Annotated in this window: 12 protein-coding genes; 2 read left to right on the top strand and 10 right to left on the bottom strand. The window is 61.7% G+C overall.

Annotated features, from left to right (window positions below):
• Positions 1–14 precede the first annotated feature (14 nt).
• From PTZ19_RS06555 to PTZ19_RS06530, 6 genes are all read right to left on the bottom strand, one after another.
• Positions 15–755 (bottom strand): Bax inhibitor-1/YccA family protein, encoded by a 741-nt coding sequence (locus tag PTZ19_RS06555; RefSeq protein ID WP_276353250.1) that lies wholly within the window; start codon positions 753–755, stop codon positions 15–17.
• A gap of 114 nt (positions 756–869) precedes the next feature.
• Positions 870–2,531, bottom strand: a complete 1,662-nt coding sequence (locus PTZ19_RS06550; RefSeq protein ID WP_276353249.1) for a class I adenylate-forming enzyme family protein — start codon at positions 2,529–2,531, stop codon at positions 870–872.
• Positions 2,532–2,591: 60 nt separating this feature from the next.
• Positions 2,592–3,830: a beta-ketoacyl-ACP synthase II gene (gene fabF, locus PTZ19_RS06545; RefSeq protein WP_276353248.1), complete on the bottom strand. Its 1,239-nt coding sequence runs from the start codon at positions 3,828–3,830 to the stop codon at positions 2,592–2,594.
• Positions 3,831–3,864: 34 nt separating this feature from the next.
• Positions 3,865–4,308 (bottom strand): acyl-CoA thioesterase, encoded by a 444-nt coding sequence (locus tag PTZ19_RS06540; protein WP_276353246.1) that lies wholly within the window; start codon positions 4,306–4,308, stop codon positions 3,865–3,867.
• Positions 4,309–4,417: 109 nt separating this feature from the next.
• Positions 4,418–5,131 carry a VIT1/CCC1 transporter family protein gene (locus PTZ19_RS06535; RefSeq protein ID WP_276353245.1) on the bottom strand — a complete coding sequence of 238 codons (714 nt, stop codon included), beginning with the start codon at positions 5,129–5,131 and terminating at the stop codon, positions 4,418–4,420.
• 223 nt (positions 5,132–5,354) lie between these two features.
• Positions 5,355–6,713 carry a DEAD/DEAH box helicase gene (locus PTZ19_RS06530; RefSeq protein ID WP_276353243.1) on the bottom strand — a complete coding sequence of 453 codons (1,359 nt, stop codon included), beginning with the start codon at positions 6,711–6,713 and terminating at the stop codon, positions 5,355–5,357.
• Positions 6,714–6,913: 200 nt separating this feature from the next.
• On the opposite strand from PTZ19_RS06530, the gene PTZ19_RS06525 reads away from it, so the two are divergent.
• Both PTZ19_RS06525 and PTZ19_RS06520 read left to right on the top strand, forming a co-directional pair.
• A complete protein-coding gene (locus PTZ19_RS06525) occupies positions 6,914–7,837 on the top strand; it encodes an aldo/keto reductase (protein ID WP_276353242.1) in 924 nt (307 codons plus the stop codon).
• 219 nt (positions 7,838–8,056) lie between these two features.
• Positions 8,057–9,109, top strand: a complete 1,053-nt coding sequence (locus PTZ19_RS06520; protein WP_276353241.1) for an LLM class flavin-dependent oxidoreductase — start codon at positions 8,057–8,059, stop codon at positions 9,107–9,109.
• A 69-nt stretch (positions 9,110–9,178) separates the two neighbouring features.
• Here PTZ19_RS06520 and PTZ19_RS06515 read toward each other — a convergent pair whose 3' ends face one another.
• From PTZ19_RS06515 to PTZ19_RS06500, 4 genes are read right to left on the bottom strand one after another with little or no spacing between them, the layout of a single operon-like run.
• Positions 9,179–9,643 carry a RidA family protein gene (locus PTZ19_RS06515; protein ID WP_276353240.1) on the bottom strand — a complete coding sequence of 155 codons (465 nt, stop codon included), beginning with the start codon at positions 9,641–9,643 and terminating at the stop codon, positions 9,179–9,181.
• A 37-nt stretch (positions 9,644–9,680) separates the two neighbouring features.
• Positions 9,681–10,775 (bottom strand): alanine racemase, encoded by a 1,095-nt coding sequence (locus tag PTZ19_RS06510; RefSeq protein ID WP_276353239.1) that lies wholly within the window; start codon positions 10,773–10,775, stop codon positions 9,681–9,683.
• Between the two features lie 29 nt (positions 10,776–10,804).
• Positions 10,805–11,983, bottom strand: coding sequence for a M20 family metallopeptidase (locus tag PTZ19_RS06505; RefSeq protein WP_276353237.1), 1,179 nt, complete (start codon positions 11,981–11,983; stop codon positions 10,805–10,807).
• Positions 11,984–12,024: 41 nt separating this feature from the next.
• Positions 12,025–12,765, bottom strand: a complete 741-nt coding sequence (locus PTZ19_RS06500) for an MBL fold metallo-hydrolase (RefSeq protein WP_276353235.1) — start codon at positions 12,763–12,765, stop codon at positions 12,025–12,027.
• Between the last annotated feature and the right edge of the window lie 23 nt (positions 12,766–12,788).

The following is a 12,788-nucleotide window of genomic DNA, read 5'->3' as shown; positions in this document are numbered from 1 at the left end:
CCCTCTGTCTTCGCTCAATCCCGGCTGCGAAGCTTGGCCAGCAGACGGAGCATCTCGACGTACAGCCAGACGAGCGTCACGAGCAACCCGAACGCCCCGTACCATTCCATGTATTTCGGCGCGCCGCCGTTCGCCCCCGACTCGATGAAGTCGAAGTCGAGCACGAGGTTCAGGGCCGCCACGATCACGATGACGAGCGAAATGCCGATGCCGATCCAGCTGTTGTCGTGCAGGTACGGAACCGTGACGCCGAACAAGCCGAGAATGAAGCTGAGCAGATAAACGAGCGCGATGCCGGCGGTGGCGGCGAACACGCCCAGCTTGAAGTTCTCCGTAGCCTTGATGACTCTCGTTTTATAAGCCAGAAGGAGCGCGAGGAAGACCCCGATGGTCAGAAGCGCGGCCTGAAGCGTGATGCCTTGGTACAAGGATTCGTAATTGGCGGACAAAGCGCCGAGAAAGACGCCTTCGGCCACCGCGTACACGGGCACCAATATCGGGGAGACGCTGGGCTTGAAGCTGACGATCAGCGCCAGGACGAACCCGATGATCGCGCCGCCGATCGCGTAAGGAACGACATTCTGTCCCGTGAAATAGCCGGACCAGGATACGAAGGCGCCTCCCAGCAGCAGGGCCAGCGTGATGAACGCTTTGTTCACCGTGCCTTCGATCGTCATGGCCTGATTGCCGTAAGAAGCTTGCTGCCTTTCGAAAGTCTTGTCGTTCAAGGTAGGATTGCCGCTGCGTCCGATCAAGGGATCACCTCATAGGCAAGATTTGTCTAGATTGTACCACAGCGCCCAGGAAGTTCCTACAGAAAAGGACGGGCGCCCTGATCAAACGCCCGTCCCGCGAATCCGCCGGCTTCCTTACGGCCGTTCCAGCAATCCTTGCTTCTGATCCTCCGCGGCCATCGCCTTAACCTCGAAATTTTTCTTTTTCCCGGTCGCCGTATAAGGCAATTCGTCGATGAATCGATAATAGCGGGGCCGTTTGTACTCGGCCAGCATCGGATGCTCGCTGCAGAATTTGTGGAGCTCCTTGGCCGTCAGCGACGGATCGGCCTTGATGACGTATGCGGTGACGGCTTCTCCTCGAAGCTCGTCCGGCACTCCGACGACGACCGACTCTTTGACCTTCGGATGCTGGTTCAAAACCTCCTCGACCTGGACCGGATGGATGTTCTCGCCGGAGGAAATGATCATGTTGTTCTTGCGCCCGACGATCGTGACGAACTCGTTCTCGTCCCAGGTGCCCATATCGCCGATGTATATCCAGCCTTTATAGAATACCCGCTCGCTCTCCGCCGGGTTGTTCACGTAGCTGTAGGTCGTTTTACCCGGAGCCTTCACGATGACTTCCCCGACTTCGGTTCCGTCCTTGGCCGCCAGATCGTCCGGCTCCGCCCGGCGGTCGGGATACACTTTCACCACCGCGACCTCGTCGTCCGTGCAAGCCCGGCCGGCCGATCCGGCCATCTCCGGCAAGTCGTACGGACGCAGGAACGTGTTCCAGAACGCCTCCGTCGTGCCGTATCCGTTGAAAATGTTCGGCGTCAGCGTCTCCTGGAATTTGATGCAGTCGTCCCTCGACAGCGGCGCTCCCATCGTGACGATACCTTTCAGCTTCGAGAGGTCGGCCGGATGCTTCTTCTGCGTCTCGTACAGCATCTTCAGCATCGGCGGCGCCCCGATCAGGAACGTCAAATCGTATTTCTCCGCCAATTCGAGGCACGTTCTAGGGTTGAAATGCCGGAGAACGACCACTTCCCCGCCCACGTACAGCGTGGGGTTCGGACCGCCGGAATAGAGGCCGCCGCGGTGGAACCACGGGCTCATGTTCATCGTTTTGTCCTTCGGGTTCAGCGGAAAATGCATCGCCACGTCGTGGGCGGAGAGGATCTCATTGATGTTGTTGAGCGGTACGCCTTTGGGCCTTCCCGTCGTCCCGGACGTGTACAGGCGCGTCGTCTCGTCGTAGATGTGGGCGGGACGGCCGACGTCCGGATTGGCGTTCGAGCGGTTCCGCACGTATTCGGAGTACAGGATGTGGCCTTGCGGCGCCTCCTGTTCCCCCGCGATGTCGACCATGACGACCCGCTTCGGCTTATGGTTCGCCATGGCGAGGGCTTGTACGGCCGTTTCTTTCACTTCGGCGTCGTAAATAAACACGACGGGTTTGCTGTCGTCCAGCGTATAGGCGGTTTCCCCGGGAGACAGCCGGAAGTTGATCGGGCTGTTGATCGCCCTGATTTTCTGGGGCGCAAGGAAGCTGAAGACGAATTCGGCGGAGTTCAGCAGCTGGTACATCACGATATCTTGCTGGCCGACTCCGTCTTCGAGCAAAGCGTGGGCGAGCCGGTTCGCTTCCCCGTTCAGTTCGGCGTACGTCCACGTACGGTTCCGCAAAGGGCAGGTGACGGCGGGACGATGGGCAAACCGGTGCACGTTGCGCAAAAACCCGTTCAAATACGTGAACTCGTGCTCGAACGTTTCTTTAAACATACTGACGTCGTACGTGAATGACTCCATGGGATCCGTCCTCTCCTGTTACGTGGGATAAACTGCGTACACTCTTGCGTGCGTTGCTAATTAGGGCTCGCGATAGGCCCCGACGATCAGCGACGTGTTCTGCCCGCCGAATCCGAAGGAGTTGGACATCGCGACATTCACGGCGGCTTCCCGCGCCTGGTTTGGCACGTAATCCAGGTCGCACTCCGGATCGGGAACTTCATAGTTGAGCGTCGGCGGGATGACGCCTTCGCGGATGGCTTGGATGCAGGCGATCAGCTCCGTCACTCCGCCCGCTCCCATCAGGTGGCCGGTCGCTCCTTTGGTGGAGCTGACGGGTAGGCTTCGCGCCTTCTCGCCGAACACGGTTTTCAAGGCGACCGTTTCGATCTGGTCCCCCATCGGGGTCGACGTGCCGTGGGCGTTGACGTAATCGACGTCCTCCGGCGACAGGCCGGCTTGGTCCAGCGCCTGCCGCATGCTGAGGACTTCCCCGCGGCCTTCCGGCTCCGGGGACGTGACGTGGTACGCGTCCGCGCAGTTGGCGTACCCCAGCAGCTCGGCCTTGATGTCGGCCCCCCGGGCCCGGGCGGCTTCCAGCGGCTCCAGGATGACGGCGCCGCCTCCCTCGCCCATGACGAAGCCGTCCCGGTTCCGGTCGAACGGCCGGCTCGCTTTGGAAGGCTCGCCGTTGCGGGTGGACAGCGCCCTTGCCGAGGCCAGTCCGGCGTCCATCAAGCCGCACAGTATCGATTCCGCGCCGACCGCGATGACGGCGTCGGCCAGTCCCGTCCGCAGCAGCAGGGATCCGAACCCGACGGCGTCGGCGCCCGAGGAGCAGGCCGTGTTCAGCGTGTAGCTCGGTCCCCTGAAGCCGTGCAGGATGCCGATGTGGGCCGCGGCGATGTTCCCCAGCATTTTGGGGACCAGATGCGGGGTCACCCGATAGCTCCCGCTGCGGGTCATCTGGTCCTGCGTCTCGGCCGCGGTGGAGATGCCGGCCATCGCGGTGCCCAGCACGACCGCCACCCGCTCCGGGTTCGCCCGGAGCTTGCCGTCCGCGAACGCTTCCTCGGCGGCGGCCAGCGCGAATTGCATGAAAACATCCGTCTGCGAGACCAGCTTCTTGGGCAGGAAATCCGTCGGAACGAATCCCTTCACTTCCGCGGCGATTCGGACGGGAAGCCCCGTCGGGTCGAACCGGGTAATTTCCGCAACGCCTTGAACGCCCTTCCGCAGGCTGTCCCAGTAGGCCGGCACTCCGATGCCGACAGGGGTCACCGCGCCCATTCCGGTGATCGCGATCCGTTCTCTGTTCATTTGGCGCGTCCTCCTCCTTCCCTTTCGCTGCGGATCATTCATCTTGGAACACGGGCCACCGATCCATCATCGAGGCCCACAGTCCGGGATGGCGTTTCTTCAGGTTGTAGGGGTTTCCTTCCGGATCGACGTACGCATGGGAAGTCGTCCCCTCGGCCGCAAGCTGTCCGTCCGACTTGTAAATCCGGTAGTCGAACGCCAGCCGGCTCCGGGTCAAGGTCGTCAGCGAAGCGCGGACCGTAATGCGCTCTTCGGGCTTCAGCATTTTCTTGAAACGGCAGTCGGCCGTCAGGCAGACGAGGGAAATCCCGGGATGATGGAACGTCTCCATATAAGGGAATCCGTGATCCGCCAGAAACTTCATGCGGGCGTTGGTGAACCAGTCGAACGTCCGCGCGTAGTAGTGGATCCCGGCGGCGTCGCAGTCTCCCCACGTGACGGTCATCTCGAGGTCGGTGCCGGGATAAGTCCCGTTCAAAGCGGCAGCCTCCTTTCCGTTGTGCTTCTTTGCAGAGAGTAATTATACTCTTGGATGCGAAAAATTTTAAATATTTTTTAGAATTCCGCCCCTGTATCCGGATGCGCCCTTATGAAATCCATCTCGCGATCCCGTAAGCGAACCCGGCGGCCAGACCGCCGACGAGCATCGTCTGCCAGGCGCTCTTGAACGGCTTGGAGCCGGTGAATTTTCCCTTGATCCAGCCGAACAGGAACAAGGCGATCAGGGTGAGAACGGCGGATACGAGCAGGGCGGTATCCGAGCGGGCAATGAACATGTAGGGGGAGAGCGGAATCAATCCGCCCAGCACGTAAGAAAGCCCGATCGTGAGCGAGCTGTCCCGCGCCCGCTTCGGTTCCGGCTTCTCCAAGCCCAGTTCGTGCTTCATCATGAAATCGATCCACATCTCGTCATCCGCGCAGATCGCGTCCGTCGCGGCGGAAAGTGCGGGCTCGGGGATGCCCCAGCTCTTCAGGACTTCCGCGACTTCCTCGCGTTCCCGGTCCGGCAGTTCGACGATTTCCCGACGCTCGCGCGCGAGTTCGGCCTCGTAATGCTCCCGGTCCGTCCGCGCGGCCAAATAGCCGCCCAGCCCCATCGCGATCGAACCGGCCGCGATCTCCGCCGCCCCGGCGACGACGACCAGCGTCGTATGCGATACCGTTCCGGACAAACCGGCGGCGAGGGCGAACGGAACCGTCAGCCCGTCGGACATGCCGATCACGATGTCGCGGATCAAGTCCGATGCCGTGAAGTGCTTTTCCTCATGGACGGGGGCGGTATTCTCTGTTTCGCGTTTCAATTGGCTGTCCTCCTTCGGGGTTTCCAGTTTAATGTCATCATACCCGATTGCTTCTTTTTCGTTCAGTCCCGGAGAAGCGAGCAGGCGTGCGAACGAGGCGCGGGCGGTGCTGTAACCGGATTTCACCGGGTTACGGCAGGCGAACGAGGCGCGGGCAGAAACCGGCCAATGAAAAATGCCCCTTCCGCTTGGAAAGGGGCAGTACACGAGTCAAATATTCGGTTTACCGGCGGGCCTGGGGCTGCCCTTGCGGCCGTCCTCCCGCATGCCGCGATTCGGTCGGCCGGGGCTTCCCGCCGGCTTGTCCCGCGGCAGGCCGCCCCCCGCCTTGCCGGGGGGTTCCGCCCGTCTGTCCCGCCGCGGTCCGGCTCGCCGGCTGACGGGGCTTGCCGGATTGTCCGGCAGCCGTCGAGCCGCCCTCCTTCGCGGAGGCGGCCCCGTCCGCCGACAGGGGCCACGGGTGCTCCTGCACGACGGGAACCTTCTTGCGGGTCAGCTTCTCGATATCCTTCAAATACGCCAGCTCCTCCGCGTCGCAGAAGGAAATCGCGGTTCCGCTGAGGCCCGCCCTGCCGGTCCGGCCGATGCGGTGGACGTAGGTTTCCGGAACGTTCGGAAGGTTGAAATTGATCACGTGCGACAGTTCTTCGATGTCGATCCCCCGCGCCGCGATATCCGTCGCCGCGAGCACGCGGACCGCGCCGCTCTTGAAGTTGTTCAAGGCGCTCTGCCGCGCGTTCTGGGATTTGTCGCCGTGAATGGCCGCCGCGGCGATATTCGCCCGGTTCAGCCCTTTCGCCACCCGGTCGGCGCCGTGCTTGGTCCGCGTGAACACGAGGGCGGATTCGATCGCGGGATCCTGCAGCAGATGGATGAGCAGCTTCATCTTGTTTTCCTTGTCCACCAAATAGACGGACTGATCGATCCGGTCCACCGTGGAGGATACCGGCGTCACTTCGACTTTCGCCGGATCGTGCAGCAGCGAGTCCGCCAGCTGCGTGATTTCGGGCGGCATGGTGGCCGAGAAGAACAGCGTCTGCCGCTTCGCGGGCATCTTGGCGATGATCCGCTTCACGTCGTGGATGAAGCCCATGTCCAGCATGCGGTCGGCCTCGTCCAGCACCAGCACTTGAACGCGGCGCAGATCGGCGATGTTCTGATTCAGGAGGTCGATCAGCCGCCCGGGCGTGGCGATGAGAATGTCCGCGCCCTTCTCCAGCGACTCCTCCTGCCCTTTCTGGGACACGCCTCCCACGATGACGGCGCTCCGCAAGTTCATAAACCGGCCGTAAGCCCGGATGTTGTCGAAGATCTGAATGGCCAGCTCCCGCGTCGGCGTCAGGATCAAGGCGCGGATGGGCCGCCTGCCCTTCGGCGGCACGGGCTGTTCGTTCAGTCGTTGGAGGATCGGCAAGGAGAACGCGGCCGTCTTGCCCGTGCCCGTCTGGGCCACGCCGAGCACGTCCCGCCCGGCCAGCGCGGGGGGAATCGCCTGTTCTTGGATCGGCGTCGGCGCCGTGTAGTTTTCTTTGGCCAGCGCCTGGAGCAGCGCCGGAATCAGCTTCAAGTCTTGAAAGGTCATGGGAGTCTCCCTTAGTGTTTTTCCCAACGTATAGGATACAGCTATCATACCATCAAAGCCGGCACCGCCCAAACTTCCGCCGGATCGCCCTATTGAAAACGCCTTCCCGAATGTGCCACAATAAGTTAACGAACTTAGACTTTCCGTAACAATCGTAGCGGCAAGTCATTTTTCCGAGAGTTTACGAGGAGGGAATCATGATGCGGACAATGAAACTGGGCAGCAGCAACCTGGAGGTGCCGGTTATCGCGGTCGGCTGCATGCGCATCAATTCGATCGATAAAACCGAGGCGGAGCGTTTCGTCCGGACGTCGCTCGAGGAAGGCGCGAACTTCTTCGACCACGCGGATATTTACGGCAAGGGCGCGTGCGAGGAAATTTTCGCCGACGCGATCGGCATGAACCCGAGCATTCGCGAAAGCATGATCCTGCAATCCAAATGCGGCATCCGTCCGGAGGCCGGCACGTTCGATTTCTCCAAGAAGCACATCCTGGCTTCGGTCGACGGCATCCTGAAACGGCTGAAAACCGACTACCTGGATATCCTGCTGCTGCACCGTCCGGACGCGCTGGTCGAGCCGGAGGAAGTCGCCGAAGCGTTCGACCGGCTGGAGGCTTCCGGCAAAGTGCGCCATTTCGGCGTCTCCAACTTGAATCCGATGCAAATCCAGCTGTTGAAAAAGTCCGTCAAGCAGCCCATCGTGGCGAACCAGCTGCAGCTCAGCATCACGAACGCTACGATGATTTCCCAGGGAATCAACGTCAACATGGAGAACGACTCCGCGGTCAATCGGGACGGCAGCGTTCTCGATTTCTGCAGATTGAACGACATCACGATCCAGCCTTGGTCGCCGTTCCAATACGGCTTCTTCCAAGGCGTGTTCCTGGACAACCCCGAGTTTCCGGAGCTGAACAAGAAAATCGACGAGATCGCGGAAAAGTACGGGGTCAGCAACACGACGATCGCGATCGCCTGGCTGCTGCGCCACCCCGCGAAAATGCAGCCGGTGACCGGCACGATGAACGTTCAGCGGCTGAAGGATTGCTGCAAAGCCAGCGACGTTCACCTTACTCGCGAAGAATGGTACGAGATTTACCGCGCGGCGGGGAACAAGCTTCCCTGAGCCGATTTTGTAACGCGCGGCAAGAGCAGCCTTCCGTCCGCAAGGGCGGAAGGCTGTTTTCTCGTAGAGGATACCCGTCACCCCTCCCATGGCGATTTCCCTCTCGCTTGGAATGGCGGAAGTGGGTAAAATACAGCTAAGCGCGTCCATTTACTTACTAAATTTGAGAAACAGTAAATTCTATAGTAAAATATGAGGAGATAAGGAGGGGCGAACCCTATGGAAATCGGAATCAGCACGTTCCTGGCGACGACGCCGGACCCGTCCAGCGGAACCGCGGTGGGCCACGCGGAACGGCTTCGCCAAGCCGTGGAGGAGATCGTCCTCGCCGAACAGGCCGGGCTGGACGTATACGGAATCGGCGAGCATCACCGGGCCGATTACGCCAGCAGCGCGCCGGCCGTCGTCCTGGCGGCCGCCGCCACGCTGACCAAACGGATCCGGCTGACGAGCGCCGTCACGGTGCTGTCGTCGGACGATCCGGTCCGCGTGTACCAGGCTTTCTCTACCTTGGACGCGGTTTCGAACGGGCGGGCGGAAATCATGGCGGGGCGCGGTTCGTTCATCGAATCGTTTCCGCTGTTCGGGTACGACCTGAACGATTACGACGAATTGTTCGAGGAAAAACTCGAGCTGCTGCTGGAAATCTGCCGATCGGAGAAAGTCACCTGGCGCGGCGGCCACCGTCCCGCCTTCCGCAACTTAGGCATCTATCCCCGCGCCGTCCAGCAGCCGCTTCCGGTCTGGATCGCGACCGGCGGGAACCCGGAGTCGTCCGCCCGGGCGGGCATGCTGGGCCTTCCCGTCGCCTACGCGATCATCGGCGGCATGCCGGAGCGATTCGCGCCGCTCGTGAACCTGTACAAGCGGGCGGCCGCGCAGGCCGGGCACGATCCGGACCGGCTGCAGATCGCGACGCATTCGCACGGCTTTATCGCCGACACGAAAGAGGAAGCGGACCGCCTGTATTTCCCGGCCGCCAAAGCCCAGATGGACATCATCGGCCGCGAGCGCGGCTGGCCGCCGTATTCGCGGGACAGCTACGACGCCATGGTCAGCCCGCGGGGCGCCCTCTACGTCGGCGATCCGGAATACGTGGCGGAGAAAATCGTGCTGCTGCGCCAAAACCTGGGCGTCACGCGGTTCTTCCTGCACGTCGACGTTAGCACGGTTCCGCACCGGGACGTGCTGCGCACGATCGAGCTGCTCGGCACGAAGGTCGCGCCGATCGTGCGGAAGGAAATCGCGCGTACGGAACGGAATGAGGAATAATAAACGGGAGCGCCTCGATCGATCGCGAGGCGCTCCCGTTTTGAGATGCAACCGGACTTCCGTATCTTGTTAATCGCGGATCTCCGCGATGATTTCGATTTCCACGGGGGTATTGAACGGCAGCTCGCTCGTTCCGATCGCGGACCGGGCGTGCTTGCCCTTCTCTCCGAATACCGACACGAGCAAATCGGAAGCCCCGTTCATGACGTAAGGCTGGTCCGCGAAACCGGGCGCGCTGTTGACGAAACCGAGCAGCTTCACGATTTTCTCGACGCGGTCGAGATCGCCGAGGTAGCCTTTCATGACCGCCAGACAATTGATGATGGTTTGACGGGCCGCCTCCTGGCCTTGTTCGATCGTCACTTCGCGGCCAAGCTTCCCTTCGTACATCAATTCCCCGTTAATCCGGCAGTCCTGGCCCGACAAATAAATCAAGTTGCCCGTCCGCTTGCACGGAACGTACGTGAACCGGGGTTCCGGCGAAGGGGGAATCGTGATCCCCAGCTCTTGCAGTCGTTGTTCTACTTGTCCCATATCGAAATGCCTCCTAAGCGAATTCTAGTTGCGTGGATTAAAAATCGCAGCCTCTCGCGTCTACCGGAATCGTTTCCTCCAGCTTGCCGCGGCGCACGCCGAAAACCCGGCCGTTCAGGTTCGGGATGACGCAGGAATGGTTCGGGATGATTTCCACCCGGTCCCCAACCCGCAGCGAGACCCGCTCCGGGTCGAACCGGACGAAGCCGTGCTCCTCGTTCAAGCTGGCGATCTCCGCCCCGGGAAGGCCGACCAGCCTGCCGAAGCCGTTGCCGTGATGCGACTTGTCGCTGGTCAACGTTTTCGTTCCGGCGTCGATCGTCGCCATGCCGGGCAGCGGAGTGCTGATGACGGTCGCGATCACCCGCAGCGCGCAATCCCGTTCCTCGGCAAAACCGATTTCCACGGCCGACACGTCGTAGAAAATATAGTTGCCGGCGCGCACCTCCGTCACGGCGCCCCGCAAATGCTCGCCGAGGAGAGACGTGGGCGTGGATCCGGAGCTGACGACGGAGACCGGGATGCCCGCCTTTCTCAGGTCCGAAGCGACGCGGTTTACGGTTTGCGCTTCGTATTTGGCGTACTCCGCGATCTCGGGGACGGTGTTTTCTTTGTACACCAATCCGAAATAACCCATGATGCCCTCGATTTCGATCCCGGGCAGCCGCTGAAGCTCCCGCGCGAAGTCGACGGCGTCCTGCCCCGGCTGCCGGCCGCCGCGATGCAGCCCTCCGTCGATTTCGATCAGAACTTTGACCGGTTTGCCCGTCTTCTCCCCGACCGCCGATAAACCGACGGCCGATTCCAGGCTGTCCACGGTGACCCTGACGTCGATCTTCCGATGGAGCGCCGCCAGGCGTTCCCGATTATCCTCGCCGACGATCGAATGCGCGACCAGAATATCGTCGAAGCCCGCTTCCGCGAACACTTCGGCTTCGGACAGCTTGGCCGTCGTAATGCCGCGAGCCCCCGCGGCCAGCTGCATGCGGGCGAATTTCACCGATTTGTGGGTTTTGATATGCGGACGGTGGTCGATTCCCGCCGCGGACAATTTCTCCGCCATGTTCCGGATGTTGTTTTCCACCGTATCCAGATCGACGATGACCGCCGGCGTCGACAGTTCCTTATACATCCTTGGCACCTCGATTCCCGTTTCTGTTGTCAGCCGCGAAAGCCCATCACGGTTTCGATCAAAATCGCCGCCGCGTCGACGACTTGCCGCAATTCCACCCATTCATCCTTCGTGTGGGCTTGGCGGATGGAGCCGGGGCCGAACACGACCGCAGGCACGCCGACGCGGGTCAGCTTGCTGGCGTCGCTGCCGTAAGCTGCCCCCATCAACTCGCCCCTGGCCCCGTAACGCAGAGCGTTGTCCCGCAGCAGCCGGACGATCGGTTCCTCCGGCGAAACCTCCATGGAGTAATCCAGAATGAACGGATCGCTTACGCTCAGGTTCAGTCCCGGATCGCGTTCCCGAAGCGACTCCAGCTTCCGCTTCATCTCCCGCCATACGCTTTCCGAGTCCTCGCCCGGAATCGTCCGGCGGTCGATCGTGATCCGGCAGGCGTCCGGCACGGTGTTCGGGGCGACTCCTCCCTGGATCATGCTGACGCAATGCGTCGGCGAACCGACCCATGCATGCTTCCGGCTCTCGTAGTCGGCTTCCCATTCGCGCAAATGCCGGATGATCTTCGCCATCTGCTCGATGGCATTGACCCCCGCGCGCGGGTTGGAGCTGTGGCTCGCGACGCCGTGGGCGTCCACGTGGAACCGGACGACCCCTTTATGCGCGACGATGAGATCAAGCTCCGTGGGTTCGCCCACGATTGCCGCGGCATATGCCCGCTTCCCGCAGGCGATATCGTCCGCCAGCGCGCTGACGCCTTTGAAGCTGATTTCCTCATCCGCCACGGCCGCCAGATGGACGTCCGCGGGAGGCACGAGGCCGTTTCGTTTGATCGTCTCCAGGCATACCATCATCGCGGCCAAAGAAGCTTTGGTGTCGCAAGAACCGCGGCCGTACATTTTCCCGCCTTCGACCTTCGCGGCGAACGGGTCGACCGTCATCCCATGGACCTGCACGGTATCCATATGCGCTTCCAGCAGCAGCGCTTTTCCTTGACCGGCCCCGCGCAGTTCTCCGACGACATTCGCCCGGCCGGCCTCCACGGCTTGATCCGTCCATTGCAGCCCGTTGCTCCGGAAGAACTGCCGGACGTAACAAGCCACCTCTTCCTCGCCGTGCCCCCCGGGAAAACCCGGATTGACGCTGGGAATCGCGACCAAATCCCGCAGCACCGTCTGGACGCGCTGCGGATCCACCAGTGACCTATATTTCATCTTCCCGGAACACTTCCTATCCCTGGATTCGCCTTCGTGCCTTACCCGTTGTAATTCCTAGGGACTTCCAACCGTTCGAACCGATGCGCGGCCTCCGCCACGTGGCGCCACGCGTCCCGCAGCAGGAACGCGGCATGGCCGGGAAACAACCCGTCGATCCGAAGTTCGTTCACCTTCCCGATGCTTTCCGCGTAACGGTTCAAGCGGGAATCCCACGTGGCCAGCAACGAAATGCGGCCCCCGCCGAAAACGAGATCGCCGGCGAAAAGCAGCTTCCGTCCTTCCGCCTCGAGCAGAAAGCCGGCATGCCCGTCGCTGTGGCCGGGCGTTTCGATCACTCGCACCGATAAGCCGCCCACCGCGATGACATCCCCTTCGTTTACGGTTTCCGCCGCGAAAGCCCGAAACCGGTAATCCTCCGGGTAGGTTCCCGCTTGGATGGCCGGCGCCAGCGAGATGGCCTCCAGATCGGGACCGGCCCCGAAGCGGACGGCGTCCGGCAAGGCGTAGATCGTCGCGCCGAGTTTGCCGGCGAGCGCGGAAGCTCCTCCGGCATGATCCGCGTGGGCGTGCGTCAGCAAAATCGAGCGGATCGCCGCCGGATCCAATCCGTCCTTCCGGACCTCGGCGAGAATGGCGTCCGGATCGAGTCCCGCGCCCGTATCGACCAGGGCCATCCCCGAACCGCCATTGATCAAATAAACGTTGCAGTCGTATTCGTCGGTCAATTGAAAGCCCGCGTATCCGCTGCCGACCAAGTGAACCCAATCGTTCACCTTCATCTCCTTCACCTCCGCATGCAGAT

This window comes from Cohnella caldifontis, assembly GCF_029360585.1.
GTDB classification, from domain to species: domain Bacteria; phylum Bacillota; class Bacilli; order Paenibacillales; family Paenibacillaceae; genus Cohnella; species Cohnella caldifontis.
Note: the sequence above shows the minus strand (reverse complement) of the source record. Positions and strands in the feature narration are given on the sequence as shown.